We start from the raw sequence: 24,096 nt of genomic DNA, 5'->3' as shown, positions 1-24,096 counted from the left end.
AGGCGTCCATGAAGATCCTGCACACGGCCGACTGGCACGTCGGCAAGGTCCTCAAGGGCCGGGGGCGCCACGACGAACACCGCGCGGTGCTCTGGGAGCTCGTGGGCGTGGCCCGCCGGGAAGACGTCGACCTGGTGCTGGTCGCGGGCGACCTCTTCGACACCTCGGCCCCCACGCCCGAGTCGCAGGGTCTGGTCGTCAACGCGCTGATGCAGTTGCGGGAGGGCGGCCGCGAGGTGGTCGTGCTGGCCGGCAACCACGACAACGCGCAGCTCCTGGAGGTCTACCGGCCGGTGCTGGGGGCGCTCGGCATCCACGTGTCGGGGCTGTTCCGGCGGCCCGACCAGGGCGGGCTGATCGAGTTCACCGCCCGGACCGGCGAGCCGGTCAAGTGCGCCGTGCTGCCGTTCCTGTCCCACCGCCACGTCGTCCGGGCCGCCGAGCTGATCACCGAGACGGCCGCCGAGCACAACCGCAGCTACGCCGACCGCTTCGGCCGCCTCGCCGAGGCGCTGACCGGCGGCTTCACCGGCGACACCATCAACCTGGTGACCACCCACGGCACCCTGCCGGGCGGGAAGATGGGCGGCGGCGAACGCCAGGCCCAGACGATCTTCTCCTACTACTTCGAGTCGACCGCCTTCCCCCCGACGGTCCAGTACGCCGCGCTGGGCCACCTGCACCGCCGCCAGCAGATGCCGGGGCCGTGCCCGATCTGGTACAGCGGCTCGCCCCTCGCGGTCGACTTCGGCGAGGAGAAGAACCAGCCGGGCGTCTTGGTCGTCGAGGTCTCGCCCGGCGCGCCGGCCCAGGTCCGCGAGGTCGCGCTGGAGAAGCCGAAGGTGCTCACGACGGTCACCGGCAGCCTGGAGCGCCTGGAGGCGATGGCCGCCGACCTGGGCGACGCCTGGCTGAGAGTGATCGTGGCCGAGAAACCCCGGGCGGGCCTGGCCGACACGGTGCGGGAGCTGCTTCCCGGAGCGCTCCAGGTCGACCTGCACCCCGACTTCCGGCCCGCGAGCGTGCGCCGACGGCAGGCCACGGGCGCCGGCCGGGGGCCGCGTGACCTGGTCCGCGAATACCTGACCGCCTCCGGCAAGGACGTCGAGGCCCTGGGCGCTCTCTTCGACCGCCTGCACGACGAGGTGACGCGCTCATGACCGCGGAGGTGGGTTCCTGATGCGCCCGATCCGGCTCCACATGGAGAACTTCGGCAGCTTCCGGGCCGCCACCGAGGTCGACTTCGCGGAGGTCGACTACTTCGCGCTGGTCGGCGCGACCGGCGCGGGCAAGAGCACCGTCATCGACGCCGTCTGCTTCGCCCTCTACGGCAGCGTGCCCCGGTGGGGCAAGGAGAACGTCGTCGCCCACGCGCTGGCGCCCTCCGCGACCTCGGGCAAGGTGGCCCTGGTCTTCGAGGTCTCCGGCCGCCGCTACGCCGCTGTCCGGACCCTGCTCCGCGACGCCAAGGGCACCGTCCGCACCAAGGAGGCCCGGCTCGACCTGCTCGACCCGTCGATACCGGCCGCCTCCGACCTGCTCGCGCTGACCGGGACCTCCCAGCCGGTGGCCGAGGGCGAACAGGTCGCCGCCGAGGTCACCAAGGTCACCGGGCTCGAATACAAGTTCTTCACGCAGTGCGTCGTGCTGCCCCAGGGCCGCTTCGCCGAGTTCCTCCACGCCACCCCCAGCGACCGCCAGGACCTGCTGGTCCAGCTCCTCGACGCCGACGTCTACGAGCAGGTCCGCAAGGCCGCGGTCGTCGAGGAGACCCGGCAGAACCAGGCCGCCGAGTTCGCCAGGGGAGAGCTGGCCCGCCTCCGCGACGCCGACGAGAAGGCCGAGGAGATCGCCCGGGCGAGGGTGGCCGCCCTGCGCGACCTGTCCGAACGGGTGGGCGCCGACCTGGAGAGGCTGAGGGTCCTCGACGAGACGGCGAAGAGCGCGGAGGAGGAACGGTCGGCGCTGGTCCGTGCCCTCACCCTGCTCGGTGCGCTCGCGCTCCCCGGTGAGGTGCGCGGTCTGGCCGAGTCGGCTCGCCGGGCCGGGGAACAGGCCGAGGCCGCGGCGGCGGAGCAGGCCCGCCTCGACGCGCTGGAGGAGAAGGCCGACGGCGACCTCGACGCGCTGGGCGACCGGGCCTCGCTCCTTCGCGAGCTGGCCGACCTGACCGACCGCGCGCGCCGCACCGCCGAGGCCGTCGAGGCCCAGCGGGAGGCCGACGGCGTCGAGGGCGATCTGGCCAAGGCCGCCGAGGAGCTCGCCCAGGCCTTCCGCGACTACGAGGAGGCCGACCGCGACCTGACCGAGGCGCGGATCGCCCATGCCGCGGCCGACCTGGCCCGCACCCTGGTCCAGGGCGACCCGTGCCCGGTCTGCCACCAGGTCGTCCCCGTCCTGCCCGCGGACAGGCGGGACGACCGCCATGCGCACGCCTTCCGTCAAGGTCCGGGGCCGGAGGCGCTGGCCGCCGCCGAACGCCGCCTCGCCGCCGTCCGTGAGAAGGGGCAGCAGGCCCGCACCCGCCACGACGGGCTCGCCGCCAAGGCCGAAGTGCTCACCGCCCGCGCTCTCGACCTGGCCGCGACCGCGCCGCCCGACCCCGATCGGGCCGCCGCGATCGAGGCGCTGCTCGCGCGGATCGACGAGACCGCGCGACGGGTGGCGACAGCCCGCCGTGAGGCCCGCGAGGCCCGCCGCGTCGCCACCCAGGCCGCCCGCGCCGTCGACGAGGCCAGGCGCAAGACCGACCAGGCGTGGCGCGACCTGAACACCGCCCGCGACACCGTGTCCGCCTTCGGCCCGCCGCCGCTCGACCCCGGAGACGTCCACGCCGCCTGGACCGTCCTGCTCACCTGGCGCGACCGGACCGCCGACGGTCAGCGCGCCGACGCGCGGGCCGCCGACGCCCGCTTCGAGCGGGCCGAACGCGACGCGCTGGAGGCCCGCCGGGCGCTGGCCGACCTGACCAGGGCCCACGGGGTGGACATCACGGAGAAGACCGCGCCGACCAAGGTCGCCGAGCTGGTCGCCCGCGCCGCCGCCCAGGCCGACGAGCGGCTCGCCCGGGTCCAGGAGGCCCGTGAACGCGCCGCCGACCTGGCCGGACGCGTCGCGGCGCACGAGAGCGAGGCCAGGGTCGCCCACGAACTCGCCCTGCTGCTGCGGGCCAACCAGTTCGAGCGCTGGCTCTGCGCCGAGGCCCTCGAACTGCTCGTGGCCGCCGCGTCGGAGACCCTGAAAGACCTCTCCGACGGTCAGTACGAACTCGTGCTGGGCGGCCGGGGCGACATCGAGGTCGTCGACTACGCCGAGGCGGGGCTGCGCCGCAGCGCCCGGACCCTGTCCGGCGGCGAGACCTTCCAGGCCTCCCTGGCCCTCGCGCTGGCCCTGTCCGACCAGGTCGCGGGCCTGGCCGCCGCTGCGGCCCGCAGCCTCGACTCGATCTTCCTCGACGAGGGCTTCGGCACCCTCGACCCGGCCACGCTCGACATGGTGGCCGCCACCCTCGAACGGCTCGCCTCCGGCCACGAACGCATGATCGGCGTCGTCACCCACGTTCCGGCTCTGGCCGACCGGGTCCCGGTCCGGTTCGAGGTCTCCCGCGACGCCTCCGGCTCCCACGTCAGAAAGGTGGTTCGGTGACCACCACGTTCCACGCCCCCGGGTTCAGCGTCGATCCCTGGGACCCCGGCTACGGCGCCAGCCTGGCCTTCGAGGCAGAGATGGAGGGCAGCTCCGCCGCCCTCACGCTCGACATCGAGATCCCGATCCCGCAGTGGCGGCCGATCACGCCGTGCTCCTCGGCGAAGGCGCCCGACACGCTGCTGATCGCCGACGGCGTCCGGCGGATCGACGCCCGGGTCTGGGTCGACGACCCGCAGGGCGGCATGCCCGCGCCCGGCATCGCGGCCTCCTACGCCGCCGGGATCGTCCGGTGCGGCGAGCAGGGGGCCGAGCCGGTGGCCGTCGAGGTCATGAGAGGGGTGTTCAGCCCGGCCAAAGGGGTCGCCGACCTGGTGGCGGGGCCGGTCACGTACACGGCCTTCGAAGTGACCGGCGACGACGACGGGTCACTGGCGCTCCAGCAGAAGCTGACCGAGCTGGAGGTCGACACGGTCCGCGACTACCGGTCGGGCACCGGCCACGACGAGCTGCTGCTGGTCGACGGGCCGCTGCGGGGGCGCACCCACCTCCACCACGCGGTCGGCTACGTGAAGACCCACCACACGTCCTACCTGCCGCCGGCCCAGTCGGCGGTGGTGTCCGACCTCAAGCCGGGCCAGCGGACGCCGGTCTTCTTCATGGGCACGAACTGGAGCCGCTACGCCTGGTATCTGCGGCTCCCCACCGTCTCTGCCGCGCCGTGGGCCGGGATCGCCCGGTGCGAGGCGGGCGCCGAGCTGTCGGTCGAGGAGGCCGTCGCGCTGGCCGACCAGGTCACGGTGGCGCTGCCGCCGATCGCCGGGGTCGACTACAAGGACCCGAGGGCGCCGCAGAACCTCGTCCCGATCGGCGGGCTGGAGAAGCTGCTGCGCCACCGGCTAGGCGACGCGCGTCTGCTTTACCGCGCCCTGCGGACGGCCGCCGTCGGCTGACCCGCCGTCGAGCTGGATCGCCCGGATCCCGGCGCTCAGCACCAGCGGCACGGCCAGCGCCAGCGCCATCGACAGGACGGCCGCGCCCGAGTCGTTGACCAGCATGCCGACGCCGCCGCTGACCAGCGCGCCGAGCAGGCCGGCCTTCAGCATGGGCGCCCGCTCGAACGCCACCGGCAGCACCCCGGCCGTCGCCTGGTCGGGCCGCAGCACCGCGAACACCAGGAACGCCACCGCCGCGATGACGACCGGCATCAGGTTGGGGGACAGCAGCGTGCCCAGCATGGCGTCGAGCTTGCGCGCGATGACCGGCCAGAACGTGCCGTCGAAGATCTGCCCGACGAACCGCCCGAGGTGGGTCTGCGACCCGGGCGGGCGGCGGTAGTCGAGGTAGGCGATGGACAGCACGATCACGCCGCCCGCCACGCAGAACAGGCCGAGCTTCCAGACCGACACCCGCCGCCCGGCCACGATGAGCGCCGCGACCGCGATGCCGGGCACGAACGCGATCACGCCGCCGAAGTCGCTGCCGACCCCGGGCCAGCCGCCGAGGATCATCGCGAACACCCCGAGCCCGGCGATCAGGGCGACCGCGATCGACCGGCGGCCGTGCCGGACCAGCGTGTCGGCCACGCCGGTGGCGACCAGCAGCACGGCCGTGGCCAGCAGCGCGAACGGGATGTTGCCCAGGCCGTAGTAGCGGGCGCCGACCACGCCGGTGTAGCCCATCACGCTGTTGAGCTGCAGATGCGTGCCGGAGAGGAGGTCGCCCAGCAGCACGGCGGCGGTGACGCCCGCGACGACCAGGAGCGGCGCGAGGATGTTCTCGGGCCTGGTGAGCCGGGCCGCCCGCAGCGCGAGCACGGCCAGCACGACGACGCAGGCGGCCAGCCCGCCGACCAGGGTCAGCGTGGGCGCGGGGCTCGCCTCCCACGGCGTGAGGTTGATCAGGTAGGTCGACACCGGGATCGACGCCAGCGCCACGGCGGCCACCCTGACCGTCCCGAGCGCCGAGCGGCGGCGCAGCAGCAGGAACGCCGCGACGTAGAAGAGCACCTGGAGCACGGCCAGCGCGGTGAAGAAGATCCCGCCCATGTTCCGGATCGTCTGCCCGGCGGTGTCGGCGTCGCGGAGGCGTTCGAGGGCCTCCTCCCGGGGGATCGGGTCGCCCACCCTGAGCGGCTGGCCGATGACGGTCGGCGGGGTGGCGGCGGCCTGCCCGGCCGCGCTGAACAGCGTCGCGGTCAGGTCGGGCAGGATGATCATGTCGTCGCGGTGGGTCGAGCCCGATCCGAGCAGGCTGGTGCCGGTCGTCCCCGGCGCGCGCATCATCGCCACCCGCAGATGGGGGACCGACCCGTGGTCGGCGAGCCCGGCCACCAGCACGGTCGTGCTCGGCGGCAGCTTGGCCAGCACCGCGCCCACCTGCGCGTCGGCCTGCCGGACCGCCGCCGCCCGGACGGCCGGGGCGACCGATTCGGGGTCGCGGGAGACCTTCCCGTCGGCGGCGATGTAGGGCCGGATCAGCACGTCGACGTCGACCGCGATGACGGGCGCCGACCAGTCGGTGACCTCGTCGATCGTGGCGTGGTAGCGGCCGACGGCCCCGTTCTCGTCCGACAGCGCGAGCACCCCGCCGGGGCCGACCGCCATCGTGCCGCCTGCCGCTCCGACCGATCCGGCGGTCGGCACCCCGGCGACCGAGGCGAACCAGCCGAACTCGTGGAGCATGTTGGTGCCCTCGACCGGCTCGGGCGGCAGCCCGCACCGCTGCCCGACGGCCGACCGCACCCCGGCCGAGACCGTCAGCCAGCCGTCGTAGGGGCAGGTGATCGTGCCAACGGACTTGACCGACAGCGACCCGACGGCGCTCTCACCGGCCAGCCGCCAGAGATTCGGGGTGTCACCCTCGGTGACGTCGGTCCACATCAGGCCGGGCACCCCGACGAGCGCCACCTGTCCCGGAGCCGAGGTCCGGGCCGCCGCCGGCGCCCCCCACGCGAGCGTGACCACTATGGCCGTGACCATCCCCGCAGCCCACCGCCGCACGGTGTTCCCCCTCTGTCGACGCACCAGGCAAGGGGCACCGTAGGGGGTCGGCGCATGCCGCGTCCACCCGTCCGGCGTCAACGGGGCATGATCGTGGAAGGGTCCCGGTATGCGTCTCGGACTCGGCCTGCCCACCTTGGGCCCGCTCGCCACACCGGCCTTCATCGCCTCGGTCGCCCAGCGCGCCGAAGCGCTCGGATATCACTCGCTGTGGGCGGGCGAACGCCTGCTCGACCCGGTGAACCCGCGCAGCCGCTATCCCGGCACGGCGGACGGCCGCCTGCCACGGGCGATGCGGACCGCCCTCGACCCCGTCACGACGCTGACCTTCGCCGCCGCCGTGACGTCGCGGATCACGCTCGGCACCAGCGTGCTCTGCATGCTGCTGCACAACCCCGTCGTGCTGGCCAAACAGCTCGCCACCCTCGACGTGCTGAGCGGCAACCGGCTGCGGGCCGGACTGGGCCAGGGCTGGTCGCTGGACGAGATCGAGGCGGCCGGGAACTCGCCCGAGGGCCAGGGGCGGCGGTCGGAGGAGTTCGTCACGGTGCTCCGGAGCCTCTGGACCGAGCCGACGACGGCGTTCACGGGCCGGTTCTTCACCGTCCCCGAGACGGGCTTCGAGCCGAAGCCGGCGTCCTGCCCGCCCGTCTATCTGGGCGTGTACGCCCCTCCCGCGGTCGAACGGGCCGGTCGAATGGCCGACGGCTGGCTCCCGGGGGGCCTGCCGCTGGAGATGTTCCTCCCCCTGCGCGCCACCCTGAACGAGGCGGCGGCCAAGGCCGGGCGGCCGGAGCCGGAGGTGATCGTGCGCGGCAACGTCGCCTTCACCGAGCACCGGAGGCGGCCGTTCCAGGGCACCTGGGACGACATCATCTCCGACCTGGAGAAATACGTCGAGGCCGGGATCGACGAGGTGTTCCTCGACTTCACCTTCGATGACACCACCGCGACCGAGGAGATCTTCCTGGAGCGGATGGAGGAGGCGGCGCGGATATGGCACGTCACCGGATAGGTGCTCTGTCTAGTCCTCGGGGTCGTCGGCCAGCAGGCGGCGGAGGAGATCCTCGTCCTCGGCGCCCAGGTCGCTGACGAAGCGGCGGAGCACGCCCGCGCGGTCGGACTCGGCGCTGAGCAGGGCGCTCATCCGCTGGGCGACGAGGTCGGCGGCGTCCACCAGGGCGCCGTACCGGAAGGAGCGGCCCTCTCGCCGCCTGGTGACAGCCTGCTTCTTGTGCAGGCGGTTCAGGGTGGTGACCACGGCGCTGTAGGACAGGCCGCCCTCCGGGGCGATCAGCTCGCGGACCTGGCCGGGGGTCAGGGAGCGGCCCGCCTCGCGGAGGGCGGTCACGATCGCCGCTTCCAGTTCGCCGGGTTTGCGGCGCTCGTCACGACTGTCCATCGAGGCACACCCTATCCGGACATAGTGGATCTCATGGCAGGCTGATGGCCGTTCCAGACGGTCGCCGGAGGTGCGGGATGTTCGATCACTTCGTGGTCTCGGTGGTGGTCGTCCCGCCGCTGGTCGTGCTGGCCGCCCTCCTCGTCGCGGGACGGCTGCCGCCCGCGCTGGCCGCCCGGGTGCTGGCCTGGTCGGCCGTGGTGGTCGCGGTCGCCAGCACCGTGAACCTGGCTCTGTTCGCCCTGCACGCCGTCGCCGAGGTGCCCACCGTGGCGCACCTGATGGGGTGGTCGCCGGGGGTCGTCGCCGCCGACACCGCGCAGGTGCCGTGGGTGCCGTGGGGGTCGATGCCGCTGCTGGCGGCGGTGCTGGCGGCGGTGGGGTGGACGCATCGGCGGCACCGCCGTGACCTGCGCGCCGGGCGGCTGTTCGCCCAGGGGGAGGGCGACGTCGTCGTGGTCGACGACGAGGCGGCGACCGCCTTCGCGGTGCCCGGTGGCGGGCGGCGGGGCTGGGTGGTGGTCACCACCGGGATGCGCGCGGCGCTGACCGGGCCCCAGTACGCCGCCCTGCTCGCCCACGAGCGGGCCCACCTGGCCGGGTCGCACCACCGGCTGGTGCGGCTCGCGGAGCTGGCCGGGGCCGCGCATCCCGCGCTGCGCTGGGTGAGCGCCCGGGTCGGCTTCCTGGTCGAACGAGCCGCCGACGAGAGCGCGGCGGCCGAGACGGGGGACCGGGGGCTGGTGGCGCGGGCGGTCGGGCAGGCCGCGCTGGTGGCGGCCGGACGCCCGGGGCTGGGGGCCCTGCACGCGGCGGCGGGCGCGGTGCCCCGGCGGGTGGCGGCGCTGCTCGGTCCGGTGCGGCCGACGCACCCCCTGCTGGCGTCCGTGCCGATCGCGCTGGCCGCCGGGACGGTCGTCTGGACCGGCGAGGCGGTCGAGGACCTGCGGGAACTGCTGGAAGCGGCGGCCCGCTACCTGAGTTAGGTGAGCCTATGTTAACTTCTACCGCGTGTAGCTGAAGCTCGCCCACGGTAGGAGTGTCATTTGTTCGCGAGTTATCTCATCGGCCTGCGTGAAGGTCTGGAGGCGACTCTGGTCGTCTCGGTCCTGGTCGCCTTCCTGGTCAAGAGCGACCGCACGGACAAGCTGCCACACGTGTGGGCCGGGGTATTCGCGGCCGTGGCCCTGTCGGTCGGCTTCGGCGCGGTCCTCACCTTCACCGCCGCCCACCTCGGCCACACCGGCCAGGAGCTCTTCGACGCGATCACCTCGCTGCTCGCGGTCGTCTTCGTCACCTGGATGATCTTCTGGATGCGGCGGGCCGCCCGCGCGCTCTCCGGTGAGCTGCGCGGCAAGCTGACCAGCGCGCTGGAGATGGGCTCCCTTGCCGTCGTCGTCATGGCGTTCCTGGCGGTGGCCCGTGAGGGGCTGGAGACGGCGCTGCTGTTCTTCGCCTCCGTCCAGGGCGCGACCACCACGGCCCAGCCGCTCGTCGGCATCACGCTCGGCCTGCTGACCTCGGTCGTGCTCGGCTACGCCCTCTACAAGTCGGCCGTGCGCATCAACCTCACCACGTTCTTCACCTGGACCGGGCTGCTGCTCATCCTGGTCGCCGCCGGGATCTTCAAATACGGCGTGCACGACCTCCAGGAGGCCGCCATCCTCCCCGGGCTGAACACCTACGCCTTCGACATCACGGGCGCCCTGCCGCCCGACTCGTGGTTCGGCGCGCTGCTGGCCGGGATGCTCAACATCACGCCGCAGCCCAGCGTCCTGGAGACCCTCGCGTGGGCGCTCTACCTGGCGCCGACCCTCTTCCTCTTCCTCCGGCCGTCCCGGCCGCAGCTCGCCGCCGCCCGCGTGGCCTGAACAGGAGCACCATGTCCGCCATCACCCGCCTCGCCGCCGGCGCGCTCGCCCTGGCCGGACTGGCCGCCCTGACGGCCTGCTCGGCCGGCGAACCCGGCGCAGCCGCTCCCGCGAAGGCTCCGGGCAAGGTCTCGGTCGCCGCCAGCGACACCGCGTGCGACGTGGGCGTCACCGAGATCGCCGCCGGCACCAGCACGTTCGCCATCACCAACGGCGGCAGCAAGGTCACCGAGTTCTACGTCTACGCGCCGGGCGACCGCGTCATGGCCGAGGTGGAGAACATCGTGCCCGGCCTGACCCGCGAGCTCATCGCCGAGCTGCCCGCCGGGACGTACGAGACGGCCTGCAAGCCCGGCATGGTCGGCAAGGGCATCCGCAACGCGCTGACCGTCACCGGCGAGCACCAGCCGCTGACCGCCGACGCCGCGCTCGCCGAGGCGACCGCCAGCTACAAGCGCTACATCAAGAGCCAGAGCGACACCCTGCTGACCAAGACGCAGGAGTTCGTCGACGCGGTCAAGGCCGGCGATGTCGAGAAGGCCAAGGAGATCTTCCCGGTCTCCCGCACCTACTGGGAGCGCATCGAGCCGGTCGCCGAGATCTTCGGCGACCTCGACCCGGCCATCGACGCCCGCGAGGCCGACCTGGCCGACGGCGAGGAGTGGACCGGCTTCCACAAGATCGAGAAGGACCTCTGGATCACCAAGGACATCAGCGCGGACGGCCCGGTCGCCGACAAGCTGATCGCCGACGTCACGACCATCGTCGAGAAGTCCAACGCCGCCGAGCTGACCCCGCTCAACCTGGCCAACGGCGCCAAGGAGCTCCTCGACGAGGTCGCCACCGGGAAGATCACCGGTGAGGAGGACGTCTGGTCCCACACCGACCTGTGGGACTTCGCCGCCAACCTGGCCGGCTCCAAGGCGGCCGTCCAGTCGCTCCGCCCGGTGCTGGAGGAGCGCGACCCGGAGCTGGTCAAGACGCTGGACGAGAAGTTCGCCGCCGCCGAGACCGAACTGGGCACCCACCAGGCGGGCGACGGCTGGCGGCTGCACAACGAGCTGTCCAAGGACGAGCTGAAGCGGCTCTCCGACGTGATCAACGCCCTCGCCGAGCCGATCAGCAAGATCGCGCCCCTGGTGGCCCAGTAGATGATCAGCCGCAGGAAGGTCTTCGGCCTGGGCGCGGCCGGCGTCGTGGCGGCCGGCGCGGGCGTGCTCGCCACCCGCGCCGACGAGCCCGAGCAGCCGAAGCCGCCGGCCCCGCACGACGCCTACCCCTTCTACGGCGAGCACCAGGCCGGGATCGTCACCCCGGCCCAGGACCGGCTCCACTTCGTCGCCTTCGACGTCATCACGACCGACCGGGCCGAACTCGCCGAACTGCTCCAGGAGTGGACGGCCGCCGCCGCCCGCCTCACCCAGGGCAAGGAGGCGGGCGCCTTCGGCGCGGTCGGCGGCTCCCGCGAGGCCGCGCCCCACGACACGGGCGAGGCCCTCGGCCTGCCCGCCTCCGGCCTGACGCTGACGATCGGCTTCGGCCCGTCGCTGTTCGACGACCGCTTCGGCCTGGCGGCCAGGCGTCCGGCGGCCCTGGCCGACCTGCCCAGGTTCCCCGGCGAGACGCTGACCCCGGAGATCTCGGGCGGCGACATCTGCGTCCAGGCGTGCGCCCACGACCCGCAGGTCGCCGTGCACGCCATCCGCAACCTGGCCCGCATCGGGTTCGGCAAGGTGTCGGTCCGCTACTCGCAGCTCGGCTTCGGCCGCACCTCCTCCACCTCGCGGGCCCAGGCCACCGCCCGCAACCTGATGGGCTTCAAGGACGGCACCAACAACCTCAAGCTGGAGGACGCCGACCTGCTGCGCGACCAGCTCTGGGCCCACCCCGACGACGGCGCGGCCTGGATGACCGGCGGCAGCTACCTGGTCACCCGCAAGATCCGGATGACCGTCGAGACCTGGGACCGCACCTCCCTGCGCGAGCAGGAGGAGATCTTCGGCCGCGACAAGGGCGAGGGCGCCCCCATCGGCAAGAAGAACGAGTTCGACCCCGTCGACCTGGCCGCGATGCGCCCCGACGCCCACGTCCGCCTGGCCCACCCCTCGGCCCACGGGAACGCCCACCTGCTGCGGCGCGGCTACAACTACGTCGACGGCTCCGACGGCCTGGGCCGCCTCGACGCCGGGCTGTTCTTCATCGCCTACCAGCGCGACCCGCGCACGCAGTTCGTGCCGATCCAGATGAGCCTGGCCAAGACCGACCCGCTGAACGAGTACATCCGCCACGTCTCCAGCGGCCTGTTCGCTTGCCCGCCCGGCGTCGTGGACGGCGGCGACTACTGGGGCCGGGGCCTGTTCGCGTAGGGGAGGGGCCGCGCCGGGTGGCATCGGCGCGGCCCCTGCGTCACCCGAGGGGACTCAGGACGCGTACACCTCGAACTCCGAGAGCTGACCGGCCGGCCAGCCGGTGTTCCCGGTGAACCGCAGCCGCACGTACCGCTGTGACGACCCGGTGAACGTGACCGTCGCCGTGTTGCCGGTCGACGGGTTGAACGTCCGGCCCGACGCCGCCGACAGGGTCGAGAACGTCGAGCCGTCGGTGCTGCCCTGGATTTCGATCGTCTGGGTCCGGGTCTGCCAGGCGCTCGCCGGGGGCAGCTTCAGCACGACCCGCGACACCGCCGTGGCGGCCCCGAGGTCGACCTGGACCCACTGCGGCCACGCGTTGTTGGGGGACTCCCAGTAGGTGTTCGCGTTGCCGTCGACGACGTTCCCCGAGCCGTAGCTCTGCACGTGGCCGCTCTCCGACGTCGGCTTCCCGGCCGCCAGGTTCACGTTCGCCGCCGCGTCGGTGGTCACGGTCACCGCGTTCGAGGGCTGCGAGGCCGCGTTCTGGCCGTCCAGGGCCTTCACCGTGAAGGTGTGGGAGGTCCCGGGGGCCAGCCCGGTCACCGTGTGGGTGAGCCCGGCAGGCGAGGCGACCGGCTCGCCGTTGCGGAGGACCTGGTAGCCGGTGACCGCCACGTTGTCGGTCGAGGCCGTCCACGACAGCGACACGCTGGTCGAGGTCTTCCCGGTCACGGTCAGGTTGCCCGGCGCGGTGGGCGGGGTGTTCTCCACCGTGTCGGCGGCGTAGACCTCCAGCTCGGAGAGCTGCGCGGCCGGCCAGCCGGTGTTGCCGCTGATCGTCACGCGGACGTACCGGGCGTTCAACCCGGGGATCGTGACGGTCGCCTGGTTCCCGGTCGCCGCGTTGAAGGTGATCCCGATCGGGCCGGTGACCGTCGTCCAGGTGCTCCCGTTGGCGCTGACCGCCAGGGTGAGCGTCTGCACCCGCGAGCCCCACGCGGCATTGGGCGGCAGTTTGAGCACGGCCCGGCCGAGGACCGAGGCGGCCCCCAGGTCGACCTGGAGCCACTGCGGCAGGGCGCCGGAGCTCTCCCAGTAGGTCGAGGCGTTCCCGTCGACGGCGTTGGCCGGGACGAAGCCGTTGTTGGTGCTGCTGGCGCTGGTGGCCTTGTTCAGCGCTAGGTTGCCCGACTGGGGCGGCTGCCCGCCGACGACCGGCTGGGTGGGCCGGGTCGCGGTCAGCGCGATCTGGCCCTTGAGCATCCGCCCGCCGTCGCCGGTGATCCGCAGGTAGTAGTCGGAGGAGCAGAACGTGCCGTCCTCGTCGAGCGCGAGGATGCCCGACCCGGCCGGCACCCAGGCCTGCGTCTCGGCCGTCTTGGCGATCTGGTTGCCCTCGTTGTACTCGTCGAACATCGAGATGTAGATGGCGTGCGACCCGGCCCGGATCGTGTTGTAGAACATCCGCCACATGAAGTCGCCGTGGGCGCGGGCGCGCGACTGGAGGTCGCCCGGCATGACGCAGGGCTGGTAGTCGATGCCGTTGGCGTTGCAGTCGGCGACGTCCGGGACGACGCAGTTGTCGTAGAAGTGCTGGAGCCCGCCCACTGAGTTGGTCCGGCCGACCATCCACGGCGAGATCATGTTGAACGCGTGGTAGACCTCGCTGAACCCGGTGCGCGAGTCGTTGATGCCCTGCCGCCAGTAGGTGGGCACGCCGCCGATGACGTAGCAGCCCTGGGCCTTGAACCAGTTGATCACCTCCAGGCAGGGCGCCGGGGGGAAGGGCCGGCCGGGGTCGTTGAACCCGAAGCCCCAGATGCAGACGACCGGCTTGCCGTTCTGCCTGGCGTAGGCGCTCGACGACGTGTACGCCGACATCTTGGTCGTCCAGTCGGTCTTGATCTCCGACTGGAAGTTCGTCCAGTTCGTGACGTCGTACATGATGTAGAACTTGCGGCCGTAGGCCTCGGCGGCCTGGCGGACCTTGGCGGTGATGCCGTCGCGGATGGGGCCCTCGGCGCCGAAGGGGTTGAACCGCTGGAGGGCGGCGGTGTCGCAGTTGTAGTCGCGCATCCACTTGAAGTGGGTGTCGATCGTCTGCTGGTCCCACGAGGAGAACAGGTTGGCCGTCTGGCCGTTGTTCAGGTTCTGGTAGAGCGTGGGGTAGGTCCGCGTGTAGTCGCGGTTGTCCGGCCACGACACGATCGTGGTGTTGGACGGCGAGGGCGGCACGGTGTTGTCCTGGCCGCTCCAGTGCCACCAGCGGTCGATGGGGGAGCCGTCGCCCCGGCAGGCGAACCAGCCCTGGTAGCCGACGGTGATCTTGCCGACCACGTCACCGGGTGGGCTGGCCGCGAACGCCGGGCTGCTGGTCAGGTGGGTCGAGGCCGCCGCGAGGGCGGACGCCGAGATGGCCGAGGCGAGGAAACTACGGCGCGAGACAGCCACGTCCGATGATCCTTTCTGGCAAGGACCGGGCGGACGCTACCCGGTAAGGGGGTGCCCTCATCCTGACAGAAACGGATCATCGGACGCAATAAGCCAGCAACATCGCCGCAAAAAGCGCGCAACCTCACCCCACGCGGGCCGACACCGGGGTGCTCTCGTTGTAGAGGCGGTCGAGCGAGGTCACCTGGTAGGTGCCGTTGGCCCGGGTCTGGAACGACGACCGGGTGGTCACCGCGACCAGCTCGCACGAGCTGCCGGTGCCCCGGTAGACGGCGTAGGCCCGCGCTCCGGGCACGCCCGTCCAGGTGAGGGTGGCGCCCGCGGCGCGCAGGGCCTTGACCGGGCCGAGCGGCCTGGTCGGCAGGCCCTTGATCAGCGGCAGCAGCGCCGGACGCCGGTAGTAGTCGTCGGCGATCCGGGTCATCACCTTCAGCGGGTTCTGCACGACCTGCTTGGCGCTGAAGTAGACGTCACCCTCGATCTCCGGGTAGCGCTTGTTCACCGCCAGATGGGACGGGATCTCGTTAGGCCGGTTCCAGGCCCCGCCGGTGCCGACCTGGTAGAGCGCCTGGCCGATGTAGAGGTCGACGCCGCTGCCCTTCACCGCGTTGGCCCACCACGGCGCGAGCACGTCGTAGTCGGCGGCGGCGAAGCCCCGGTTCCAGTAGAGCTGCGGGGTCAGGTAGTCGACCGTGCCCGCCTTGATCCAGGCCTTCGGGTCGGCGTAGATCGCGTCGTAGGCCGACATGCCGTTGGTCTTCGACCCGGCCGGGTCGTTGCTCTTGTTGCGCCAGATGCCGAACGGGCTGATGCCGAACTTCAGGTAGGGCTTGGCCCGGTGGACGGCCTTGTCGACCTGCGCCACCAGCTGGTTGACGTTGGCGCGCCGCCAGTTGGCCAGCGACTTGCCCTCGCCGTACTTGTCGTAGGCGGCGGTGTCGTTGAACTTCGTGCCCTGGCCCGGATAGGGGTAGAAGTAGTCGTCGAAGTGGACGCCGTCGACGTCGTAGCGGTTGACCACGTCCATGATCACCTTGGTGACGTGGTCGCGGACCGACGGAAGGCCCGGGTTGTAGTAGAGCCGCCCCTCGTGCTTGACCACCCAGCCCGGGTGCCGGCGGGCCGGGTGGTTGGCCGGCAGCGAGGCGACGTTGTCGGTGTAGGCGGCCCGATAGGGGTTGAACCAGGCGTGGAACTCCATGCCGCGCTTGTGGGCCTCGGCGATCAGGAACGGCAGCGGGTCCCAGCCCGGGTCCTTGCCGGCCTTGCCGGTCAGGTACTGCGACCAGGGCTCCAGCGACGACCGGTAGATGGCGTCGGAAGCTGGTCTGACCTGCAGGAAGACCGCGTTGATGCCACGGCTCGCGGCGGTGTCGAGCATCTTGACGTATTCGGACCGCTGCTGGGCGGGCGACAGCCCCGCCCGCGACGGCCAGTCGATGTTCTGCGTCGTCGCGATCCACATGCCGCGCATCTGGCGCTTGGCGGCCGGGCAGACCGCCTTCTTGGCCGCGGCGGTGCTCGTGGTCACGTAACTGGCACGCTCCAACCCAGGGGTCGCCGTGGGCATGAGCAGATAGGCCCCCGCCGAAGCGGTCGCGGCCACGGCACCGGCGGCGATCAACTGACGTTTCACTTGCCCCTCCCCGAACGCGATGGCCGTCACAGTGTGGCATCGGTATGGCAATGCTTCGCCCCGAAGACGAATTTGGTCTGCGGGGCCGGCGTGACGGCGCACAACGGGCGAGGAGATGCCCCGGCGCCGTTCAAACGAAACGACCGGCGCCGGGAAACCCCTAATCAGCGGGGGTGGCGACCTTCTCGGCGAGATGCGAGGGCAGCGGTTCGTAGCGCAGGAACGCCCGGGTGAACGTCCCGGTGCCGTGGGACATCGAACGTAGATCTATCGCGTACCGGGTGATCTCCAGCTCCGGCACCTCGGCCCGGACCAGCGTCCGGCCGACCCCCACGGGCTCGGTGCCGAGCACCCGTCCGCGCCGCGACGACAGGTCGCTCATGACGTTGCCGACGTAGTCGTCGTCGACCAGGACCGACACCTCGTCGACCGGTTCGAGCAGCAGCGCGGAGACCTTCGCGGCGGCCTCCCGGAGCGCCAGGCCGCCCGCGACCTGGAACGCCATGTCACTGGAGTCGACCGAGTGGGCCTTGCCGTCGTACAGGGTCACCCTGATGTCGACCATCGGGTAACCGGCCACCACCCCGCGCTCCATCTGGCTGCGCACGCCCTTCTCCACCGACGGGATGAACTGGCGCGGCACCACCCCGCCGACGATCTTGTCGACGAACTCGAACCCCGAGCCCGAGGGCAGCGGCTCGATCTCCAGGTGGCAGATGGCGTACTGGCCGTGGCCGCCGGTCTGCTTGACGTTGCGGCCCATGCCCTGGGCCTTCCCGCCGAAGGTCTCGCGCAGCGGCACCCGCAGATCGATCTTCTCCACCTCGACGCCGTGACGCCGCGACAACCGGTCGAGGAGCACGTCGGCGTGGGCCTCGCCCATGCACCACAGCACGAGCTGCCGGGTCTCGGCGTTGTTCTCCAGCCGCAGCGTCGGGTCCTCGGCCACCAGGCGGCCCAGGGCCTGGGAGAGCTTGTCGTCGTCGGCCTTCGACCTGGCCCTGATCGCGACCGGGAGCAGCGGCTCGGGCATCCGCCACGGCTCCATGACCAGCGGATTGTCCTTCTCCGACAGGGTGTCGCCGGTCTCGGCGTGGCCGAGCTTGGCCACCGCGACCACGTCGCCCGCCACGCACTTGCCCACCGGCCGCTGGGTCTTGCCCAGGGGCGAGGACAGCGCGCCGACGCGTTCGTCGACGTCGTGCTCGTGCTGGGGCACGTGCCCGGAGACGTGGACGGTCATGTCGGGCCGGAGCGTGCCCGAGAAGACCCGGACCAGGCTGATGCGGCCCACGTAGGGGTCGCTCGTGGTCTTGACCACCTCTGCCACCAGCGGCCCCTCGGGGTCGCACCGGCAGACCTTCATCGCCTTGCCGTCTATGGTCGAGACCTCCGGCAGCCGGTGCTCCGGCGGGCACGGGAACCCCTGCGTGATCACTTCGAGCAGCTCCGGCATGCCCACGCCCGGCGCGGTGACCAGCACCGGGTGGAACGTGGCCCGCGCGACCGCCTTCTCCAGGTCGTCGATGAGGACCTTGGTGTCGATCTGCTCGCCTTCGAGGTAGCGGTCCATGAGCGATTCGTCCTCGCTCTCCTGGATGATCCCCTCGATGAGGTCGCCCCGGTACTGCTCGATCAGCATCGCCTCGTCGGCGTCGGGCTCCCTCTCGGTGCGCGTGCCGCCCGAGTAGTCGAAGACGCGCTGGGACAGCAGCCCCACGAGCGCCTCGCCACCCACCGGCAGGTAGAGCGGCGCGACGCCGTCGCCGAAGGCGTCCTGGCAGGCGGTGAGGACCTCGTCGAAGTCGGCCCGCTGGTGGTCGATCTTGGTGATGACGACCGCGCGCGGCATGCCCACGCTCGCGCACTCTTCCCAGAGCTGGCGGGTCAGCCCGTCGACCCCGTCGGTCGCCGCGACCACGAACAGCGCCGCGTCGGCGGCCCGCAGCCCGGCCCGCAGGTCACCGACGAAGTCGGCGTACCCGGGCGTGTCGAGCAGGTTGATCTTTATCCCGTTGTGCGTCACCGGCGCCAGCGCCAGGTTCACCGACCGCTGCTGGCGGACCTCGACCTCGTCGAAGTCGCTGACCGTGGTCCCGTCCTCGACCCGGCCCGTCCTCGGGATGGTGCCGGTCGCCGCGAGCAGCGCCTCCACCAGGGTCGTCTTCCCCGATCCGGAATGGCCGACGAGCACGACATTGCGCACCATGTCCGGCTGGTCGGCCGATGGTGCCCTGCCCGCGGCTCCCGATGTCCCTCCGTTAGCCTTCTCCGCCACTTTCGCCTCCTGGATGGGAGGGGAGACCGCAGGCCGCGCGAGCGACCGGCGGCCGCCCGGCCGCCTGAGTGACGCGCCCCGCACCCCGATAGGAAAGGCGCGTGTAACCCACACTCAACGTTTGTGGCCCAGATCACAAGAGGCCGACCGGGAATGTGAGCGTGGGCGCATGCCCTACGATCAGACGCGCCATGCTGAACGTTCTGCGTCCCGCTATGACCAGACTCATGAGCCCGCTGGGCCGGTTCCTCGCGCGCCATGGCGTCACTCCGAACATGATCACCGCGCTCGGCACGCTCGGCACGGTGACCTCTTCCCTGTACTTCTACCCACGAGGGCAGCTCGTCGCCGGTTCGCTGGTGATCACCTTCTTCGTGCTGGCCGACCTGCTCGACGGCATCCTGGCCCGGATGACCAAGGGCTCGACCTGGGGCGCCTTCCTCGACTCGACCCTCGACCGGGTCGCCGACGCGGGCGTCTTCTCCGGCCTGATCGTCTATCTGGTCCTCGACGACCAGGGGGCGCTGGCCCTGGGCGGCCTGCTCTGCCTGGTCGGCGGCGCGGTCGTCTCCTACGCCAAGGCGCGGGCCGAGGGCCTGGGCATGCACGCCAACGTGGGCATCGCCGAACGCGGCGAACGGCTGCTGGTCGTCCTCGTGGTGGCCTTCCTCGACGGTTTGGGCGTGCCGTACGTTCTGGCTGTGGGTCTTTGGGGGCTGGCCGCGGCCAGCGTGATCACTGTGGGGCAGCGCATGCATGTCGTCCACAAGCAGGCGGTGGAGCATGACGCTCACTGATCGGATCGTCGCGTCGGCCTACACGGTCGGCTGGGCCGTGGTCCGCCACGTCCCGCTGAAGCTCGCCGCGCTGGCCTTCCAGGCGATCGCCGACGTCATGTGGCGGCGGCAGGGCAAGTCGGTCCGCCGCCTGGAGTCGAACCTGGCCCGGGTGACCGGCCGCGAGGGGGCTCCGCTCCGGGAGCTGTCCAGGGCGGGCCTGCGGTCCTACATGCGCTACTGGATGGAGGTCTTCCGGCTTCCGGCGATGGATCCGGCCGACGTCCACGCCCGCACCCGCGCGATCGACGCCCACCACATCTTCGACCACCTCGACGCCGGGCGCGGCGTGGTGATCGCGCTGCCCCACATGGGCAACTGGGACGCCGCCGGGATGTGGATGATCCAGTGCGGCCACCCGTTCACGACCGTGATGGAGCGCCTCAAGCCCGAGTCGCTCTTCGAGAGGTTCGTCGCCTTCCGCACCGCCATCGGGATGGAGGTGCTGCCGCTGACCGCCAAGGGGGGCGGCACCGCCCACGCCTTCGGCACCCTCGCCCAGCGCACCCGCGCCGGGAAGCTGGTCTGCCTCCCGGCCGACCGCGACCTGACCGACAGCGGGATCGAGGTCGACTTCTTCGGCTCCCGCACCCGCATGGCGGCCGGGCCCGCGCTGCTGGCCCTGCAGACCGGGGCCGCGCTGGTGCCGGTGACCATCTGGTTCGACGGCCCCGACTGGGGTTTAGACGTTCATCCGGAAGTGCCCGTGCCGGCCGAGGGGACCCGGCAGGAGAAGGTCGCCGCGCTCACGCAGGGCATGGCGGCGGCCTTCGAGAAGGGCATCGCGGAGCACCCTGAGGACTGGCACATGCTCCAGCGGCTCTGGCTGGAAGACCTGGAGCCCCGGGAGCCACGGCCGTGAGGATCGGGATCGTCTGCCCGTACATGTGGGACGTGCCGGGCGGCGTCCAGGCCCACGTGCGCGACCTGGCCGAGGCGCTGATCGACGACGGCCACCGGGTCTCGGTCATGGCCCCGGCCGGCGACGACGCGCCGCTGCCCGCCTACGTGGTGTCGGCCGGGCGGGCCGTGCCGGTGCCCTACAACGGGTCGGTGGCCCGGCTGACCTTCGGGTTCCTGTCGGCCAACCGGGTCCGCAAGTGGATCCGCGAGGGCCGCTTCGACGTGCTCCACGTCCACGAGCCCGCCGTGCCGTCGGTCGGGCTGCTGGCCTGCTGGGTCGCGCGCGGCCCGATCGTGGCGACCTTCCACGCCTCCTACGAACGCTCGCGCGCCGTCACGGCGACCGCGCCCGTCCTGAACACCGCCCTGGAGAAGATCACCGGCCGGATCGCGGTCTCCGACGCGGCCAGGAAGACCCTGGTCGAGCACCTGGGCGGCGACGCGGTGCTGATCCCCAACGGCGTCACCGTCGACCGCTACGCCGAGGCCGAGCCGCTCCCCGGCTGGGGCCCCGACGGCACGGTCCTCGGCTTCCTGGGGCGGATGGACGAACCCCGCAAGGGCCTGGCCGTGCTGCTGGAGGCGTTCGCGAAGCTCTCCACGGACCGGCCCGACGCGCGGCTGCTGATCGCGGGGCCGGGCGACTCCGACGACGTCTACGCGAAGCTTCCCAAGAACCTGCACGACCGGGTGAGCCTGCTCGGCATGGTCAGCGAGGCCGACAAGATCCGCGCCTACCACTCGGTCGACGTGTTCGTCGCGCCCAACCTGGGCGGCGAGAGCTTCGGCATCGTGCTCACCGAGGCCATGTCGGCGGGCGCGACCATCCTGGCCAGCGACATCCCCGCCTTCCGCAAGGTGCTGGGCGACGGGCAGGCCGGCGCGCTGTTCACCACGGGCGACCCGGCCGCGCTGGCCCGCGAGGCGGCCCGGCTGCTCGACGACCCGCAGCGCCGGGCCAAGTACTCCGACGAGGCCCGCGTCGCGGTCCGCAAGTACGACTGGTCGACCGTCGCCCGCGACGTGCTGCGGGTCTACGAGACCGTCACCGGCGGGCCCGTCGGCGTGGAGGACGAGTAAGTGAACAGCACGGTCATCCTGATCGTCGGCGTGGTCATCGTGCTGGCGGCCGTCTACATCTCCTGGCGGGCTGGGCGGCTCGACCGGCTGCACATCCGGCTGGAGACCGCCCACGCCGCCCTCGACGCCGCCCTGCTGCGGCGGGCCGCGGTCAGCCTGGAGCTGGCGGGCTCGCGGCTGCTCGACCCGGCCACGTCGCTGGTGCTGGCGGCGGCGGCCCACGAGGCCCGTACGGCGGGCCCCGACGAGCGCGAGCACGCCGAGAGCGACCTGTCCCGCACCTTGCGGGCGGTCGTCGACCAGGAGACCTTCGCCGAACGGGTGCAGGCCCCCGAGCTGCTGGCCGAGCTCGACGCGGCGGTGGCCAAGGTCGTCTACTCGCGGCGGTTCTACAACAACGCCGTCGACGTCACCCGGGTCGCGCAGCGCCGTTTCCTGGCCCGGGTGCTGCGGCTGGCCGGGCACACGCCCTACCCCGGCTTCTTCGACATCGACGACGACCCGCCCAAGGCGATGGCGGGCGCCTGACCGACTTGACGGACTCTGACCGATTCACCAGCTAGCGCCGGTAAGCTAGCGCCGATTTTTCGGGACTCGGGAGGAGTTGTCCGTGCGGGCACATCGGATGGGCGTTCTCATGCTCGCTGGGGCGACACTGCTGACGACGGCGTGCTCGTCGGGGAGCGAGGGCGGCAGTCCGGGCACGACGCCCCAGGCCGCCGACGTCGCGGCGTCGGACTCCCCGAGCAAGCCGCCGGAGCACCCGTTCACCGGCATGCCGGTCGCCTCCCGCAGGCCGGTTCTGGCCGTCAAGATCGAGAACACCCACTCGGGCAAGCCGCAGATCGGCGTGAAGTCCGCCGACATCGTCTACGTCGAGCAGGTCGAGGGCGGCCTGACCCGGCTGATGGCGATCTTCTCCTCCAAGCTGCCCAAGGAGGTCGGGCCGGTCCGCTCCGCCCGCATCTCCGACCTGCACATCCTGCCGATGTTCGGCAAGCCCGCGCTGGCCTACTCGGGCGTGCAGACCAAGATGATCCCGTTCGTGCAGCAGGCCTCGCTGGTGGACGTCTCCGACAGCTCCTCGCCCTCGGCCTACTTCCGCTACCCGGGCCGCGTCGCCCCCTACAACCTCGTCGGCCGGCCCGCCCAGCTGCTCAAGGGCTCCAAGGCGACCAAGGCGGCCGACATCGGCTTCACCTTCTCCGACGAGGCCCCGGAGGGCGGCACGCCGAAGAAGCAGTACACGGTGAAGTACCCGGCCGCCAGCTTCACCTTCCAATGGGCCCCGAACGCCAAGAAGTGGGCCGTCATCCAGGACGGCCAGAAGGACATGGCCGCCGAGGGCGGCCAGATCGCCCCCGCGACCGTGGTCGTGCAGTACACCAAGACCGAGCGCTCGCAGTTCCACGACTTCACCGGCAGCTACACCCCGCTGGTCCACTCGACCGGCAGGGGCACCGGCGTCGTGCTGCGCGACGGCAAGGCCTACAAGGTCCGGTGGAAACGCCCCACCGAGGAGGACGGCACCACGTTCACGATGGCCGACGGCTCCCCGATGCCGTTCGCCCGTGGCCAGGTCTGGGTCGTGCTCGCCTCGCGGACCCCGATCGCCCCGTAGACATTCCGTCCGGGTCCGCCAGTCTTTCGGTACGAAATGGACTGTCGTTTTGGTTCCCTGGAAGCGCCTAACATAGAACCAATTCACCTGTCCCCTCGAGTGAGGTATCGCCGTGTCCAGCCCTGAAACGACCCCGTCCGTCGGCACCGCCCGCGTGAAGCGCGGCATGGCCGAGATGCTCAAGGGCGGCGTGATCATGGATGTCGTCACCGCCGAGCAGGCGAAGATCGCCGAAGACGCCGGAGCGGTCGCCGTCATGGCCCTGGAGCGGGTGCCCGCCGACATCCGCGCGCAGGGCGGCGTGTCCCGGATGAGCGACCCCGACATGATCGACGGCATCATCGAGGCCGTCTCGATCCCGGTCATGGCCAAGGCCCGCATCGGCCACTTCGCCGAGGCCCAGATCCTCCAGGCCCTCGGCGTCGACTACGTCGACGAGTCCGAGGTGCTGACCCCCGCCGACTACGCCAACCACATCGACAAGTGGCGCTTCACCGTGCCCTTCGTGTGCGGCGCCACCAACCTGGGCGAGGCCCTGCGCCGCATCACCGAGGGCGCGGCCATGATCCGGTCCAAGGGCGAGGCCGGCACCGGCGACGTCTCCAACGCGGTCACCCACATGCGCACCATCCGCGCCGAGCTCCGCCGTCTGTCCTCCCTCCCCGAAGACGAGCTCTACGTCGCGGCCAAGGAGCTGCAGGCCCCCTACGAGCTGGTCGCCGAGGTCGCCCGCGAGGGCAAGCTGCCGGTCGTGCTGTTCACCGCGGGCGGCATCGCCACCCCGGCCGACGCCGCGATGATGATGCAGCTCGGCGCCGAGGGCGTGTTCGTCGGCTCCGGCATCTTCAAGTCGGGCAACCCCGCCCAGCGGGCCGCCGCGATCGTCAAGGCCACCACGTTCTACGACGACCCCGACGTGATCGCCAAGGTCTCGCGCGGCCTCGGCGAGGCCATGGTCGGCATCAACGTCGACGACATCCCGGTGCCCCACCGGCTGGCCGAGCGCGGTTGGTGACCGGC

General features: G+C 71.8%; 19 protein-coding genes. 14 read left to right on the top strand and 5 right to left on the bottom strand.

What is annotated here, in order from left to right; translation table 11 throughout:
* Positions 1 to 8 precede the first annotated feature (8 nt).
* The 3 genes from AW270_RS17300 to AW270_RS17290 are packed head-to-tail and all read left to right on the top strand — an operon-like array spanning position 9 to position 4,598.
* The gene (locus AW270_RS17300) at positions 9 to 1,160 is read left to right on the top strand and encodes a metallophosphoesterase family protein (RefSeq protein ID WP_061295379.1); all 1,152 of its coding nucleotides are present in this window, start codon (positions 9 to 11) and stop codon (positions 1,158 to 1,160) included.
* Positions 1,161 to 1,179: 19 nt separating this feature from the next.
* Positions 1,180 to 3,645 (top strand): AAA family ATPase, encoded by a 2,466-nt coding sequence (locus tag AW270_RS17295; protein ID WP_061295378.1) that lies wholly within the window; start codon positions 1,180 to 1,182, stop codon positions 3,643 to 3,645.
* On the top strand, positions 3,642 to 4,598 hold the full coding sequence (locus tag AW270_RS17290; protein ID WP_061295377.1) for a hypothetical protein: 957 nt from the start codon (positions 3,642 to 3,644) through the stop codon (positions 4,596 to 4,598). The genes AW270_RS17295 and AW270_RS17290 overlap by 4 nt, the downstream gene beginning before the upstream one ends.
* On the opposite strand, the gene AW270_RS17285 is transcribed toward AW270_RS17290, so the two are convergent.
* On the bottom strand, positions 4,545 to 6,647 hold the full coding sequence (locus AW270_RS17285) for a hypothetical protein (RefSeq protein WP_157522150.1): 2,103 nt from the start codon (positions 6,645 to 6,647) through the stop codon (positions 4,545 to 4,547). The genes AW270_RS17290 and AW270_RS17285 overlap by 54 nt on opposite strands.
* A gap of 109 nt (positions 6,648 to 6,756) precedes the next feature.
* Between AW270_RS17285 and AW270_RS17280 the strand changes: the two genes are divergently transcribed.
* Positions 6,757 to 7,662, top strand: coding sequence for a TIGR03619 family F420-dependent LLM class oxidoreductase (locus AW270_RS17280; protein WP_061295375.1), 906 nt, complete (start codon positions 6,757 to 6,759; stop codon positions 7,660 to 7,662).
* A 9-nt stretch (positions 7,663 to 7,671) separates the two neighbouring features.
* On the opposite strand, the gene AW270_RS17275 is transcribed toward AW270_RS17280, so the two are convergent.
* A complete protein-coding gene (locus tag AW270_RS17275) occupies positions 7,672 to 8,049 on the bottom strand; it encodes a BlaI/MecI/CopY family transcriptional regulator (RefSeq protein WP_061295374.1) in 378 nt (125 codons plus the stop codon).
* A gap of 77 nt (positions 8,050 to 8,126) precedes the next feature.
* Between AW270_RS17275 and AW270_RS17270 the strand changes: the two genes are divergently transcribed.
* The 4 genes from AW270_RS17270 to efeB are packed head-to-tail and all read left to right on the top strand — an operon-like array spanning position 8,127 to position 12,286.
* Entirely contained in the window at positions 8,127 to 9,035 is a 909-nt protein-coding gene (locus tag AW270_RS17270; RefSeq protein WP_061295373.1) for a M56 family metallopeptidase, read from the top strand.
* 60 nt (positions 9,036 to 9,095) lie between these two features.
* Complete coding sequence (gene efeU / locus AW270_RS17265) at positions 9,096 to 9,920, top strand: iron uptake transporter permease EfeU (RefSeq protein ID WP_061295372.1); 825 nt, start codon at positions 9,096 to 9,098, stop codon at positions 9,918 to 9,920.
* A gap of 11 nt (positions 9,921 to 9,931) precedes the next feature.
* A complete protein-coding gene (gene efeO, locus AW270_RS17260; protein ID WP_061295371.1) occupies positions 9,932 to 11,071 on the top strand; it encodes an iron uptake system protein EfeO in 1,140 nt (379 codons plus the stop codon).
* Positions 11,072 to 12,286 (top strand): iron uptake transporter deferrochelatase/peroxidase subunit, encoded by a 1,215-nt coding sequence (gene efeB / locus AW270_RS17255; RefSeq protein ID WP_061295370.1) that lies wholly within the window; start codon positions 11,072 to 11,074, stop codon positions 12,284 to 12,286.
* A gap of 54 nt (positions 12,287 to 12,340) precedes the next feature.
* On the opposite strand, the gene AW270_RS17250 is transcribed toward efeB, so the two are convergent.
* The 3 genes from AW270_RS17250 to AW270_RS17240 form a co-directional block, all read right to left on the bottom strand.
* Entirely contained in the window at positions 12,341 to 14,722 is a 2,382-nt protein-coding gene (locus tag AW270_RS17250; RefSeq protein WP_061295369.1) for a galactose-binding domain-containing protein, read from the bottom strand.
* 124 nt (positions 14,723 to 14,846) lie between these two features.
* Positions 14,847 to 16,358 carry a glycoside hydrolase family 10-like protein gene (locus AW270_RS17245; RefSeq protein ID WP_245674742.1) on the bottom strand — a complete coding sequence of 504 codons (1,512 nt, stop codon included), beginning with the start codon at positions 16,356 to 16,358 and terminating at the stop codon, positions 14,847 to 14,849.
* A 160-nt stretch (positions 16,359 to 16,518) separates the two neighbouring features.
* Complete coding sequence (locus AW270_RS17240; RefSeq protein WP_061295368.1) at positions 16,519 to 18,636, bottom strand: elongation factor G-like protein EF-G2; 2,118 nt, start codon at positions 18,634 to 18,636, stop codon at positions 16,519 to 16,521.
* 215 nt (positions 18,637 to 18,851) lie between these two features.
* Here AW270_RS17240 and pgsA point away from each other — a divergent pair, with 215 nt between their 5' ends.
* The 6 genes from pgsA (at position 18,852) to pdxS (ending at position 24,091) form a co-directional block, all read left to right on the top strand.
* Positions 18,852 to 19,433 carry a phosphatidylinositol phosphate synthase gene (pgsA, locus tag AW270_RS17235; protein ID WP_245674741.1) on the top strand — a complete coding sequence of 194 codons (582 nt, stop codon included), beginning with the start codon at positions 18,852 to 18,854 and terminating at the stop codon, positions 19,431 to 19,433.
* Complete coding sequence (locus AW270_RS17230) at positions 19,420 to 20,334, top strand: phosphatidylinositol mannoside acyltransferase (RefSeq protein ID WP_157522147.1); 915 nt, start codon at positions 19,420 to 19,422, stop codon at positions 20,332 to 20,334. Before pgsA ends, AW270_RS17230 begins: the two co-directional genes overlap by 14 nt.
* Positions 20,331 to 21,455: a glycosyltransferase family 4 protein gene (locus AW270_RS17225; protein ID WP_061295365.1), complete on the top strand. Its 1,125-nt coding sequence runs from the start codon at positions 20,331 to 20,333 to the stop codon at positions 21,453 to 21,455. Before AW270_RS17230 ends, AW270_RS17225 begins: the two co-directional genes overlap by 4 nt.
* Positions 21,456 to 21,983, top strand: a complete 528-nt coding sequence (locus AW270_RS17220) for a hypothetical protein (protein WP_061295364.1) — start codon at positions 21,456 to 21,458, stop codon at positions 21,981 to 21,983.
* 82 nt (positions 21,984 to 22,065) lie between these two features.
* Positions 22,066 to 23,076, top strand: a complete 1,011-nt coding sequence (locus AW270_RS17215) for a DUF3048 domain-containing protein (protein ID WP_245674740.1) — start codon at positions 22,066 to 22,068, stop codon at positions 23,074 to 23,076.
* Positions 23,077 to 23,182: 106 nt separating this feature from the next.
* The gene (pdxS, locus tag AW270_RS17210) at positions 23,183 to 24,091 is read left to right on the top strand and encodes a pyridoxal 5'-phosphate synthase lyase subunit PdxS (RefSeq protein ID WP_218009268.1); all 909 of its coding nucleotides are present in this window, start codon (positions 23,183 to 23,185) and stop codon (positions 24,089 to 24,091) included.
* Positions 24,092 to 24,096: the final 5 nt, after the last annotated feature.

The sequence above is a fragment of the Herbidospora cretacea genome (genome assembly GCF_001570605.1).
Taxonomy (GTDB): Bacteria; Actinomycetota; Actinomycetes; order Streptosporangiales; family Streptosporangiaceae; genus Herbidospora; species Herbidospora cretacea.
The sequence above is the reverse complement of the archived record's forward strand: the minus strand, read 5'-3'. Positions and strand labels throughout refer to the sequence as shown.

Bases quoted from the DNA above. Each gene is read 5' to 3' on its own strand.
- AW270_RS17280 (WP_061295375.1), top strand. From the start codon at position 6,757: ATGCGTCTCGGACTCGGCCTGCCCACCTTGGGCCCGCTCGCCACACCG.
- AW270_RS17300 (WP_061295379.1), top strand. From the start codon at position 9: ATGAAGATCCTGCACACGGCCGACTGGCACGTCGGCAAGGTCCTCAAG.
- AW270_RS17295 (WP_061295378.1), top strand. From the start codon at position 1,180: ATGCGCCCGATCCGGCTCCACATGGAGAACTTCGGCAGCTTCCGGGCC.
- AW270_RS17270 (WP_061295373.1), top strand. From the start codon at position 8,127: ATGTTCGATCACTTCGTGGTCTCGGTGGTGGTCGTCCCGCCGCTGGTC.
- AW270_RS17275 (WP_061295374.1), bottom strand. From the start codon at position 8,049: ATGGACAGTCGTGACGAGCGCCGCAAACCCGGCGAACTGGAAGCGGCG.
- efeB (WP_061295370.1), top strand. From the start codon at position 11,072: ATGATCAGCCGCAGGAAGGTCTTCGGCCTGGGCGCGGCCGGCGTCGTG.
- pgsA (WP_245674741.1), top strand. From the start codon at position 18,852: ATGACCAGACTCATGAGCCCGCTGGGCCGGTTCCTCGCGCGCCATGGC.
- efeO (WP_061295371.1), top strand. From the start codon at position 9,932: ATGTCCGCCATCACCCGCCTCGCCGCCGGCGCGCTCGCCCTGGCCGGA.
- AW270_RS17230 (WP_157522147.1), top strand. From the start codon at position 19,420: ATGACGCTCACTGATCGGATCGTCGCGTCGGCCTACACGGTCGGCTGG.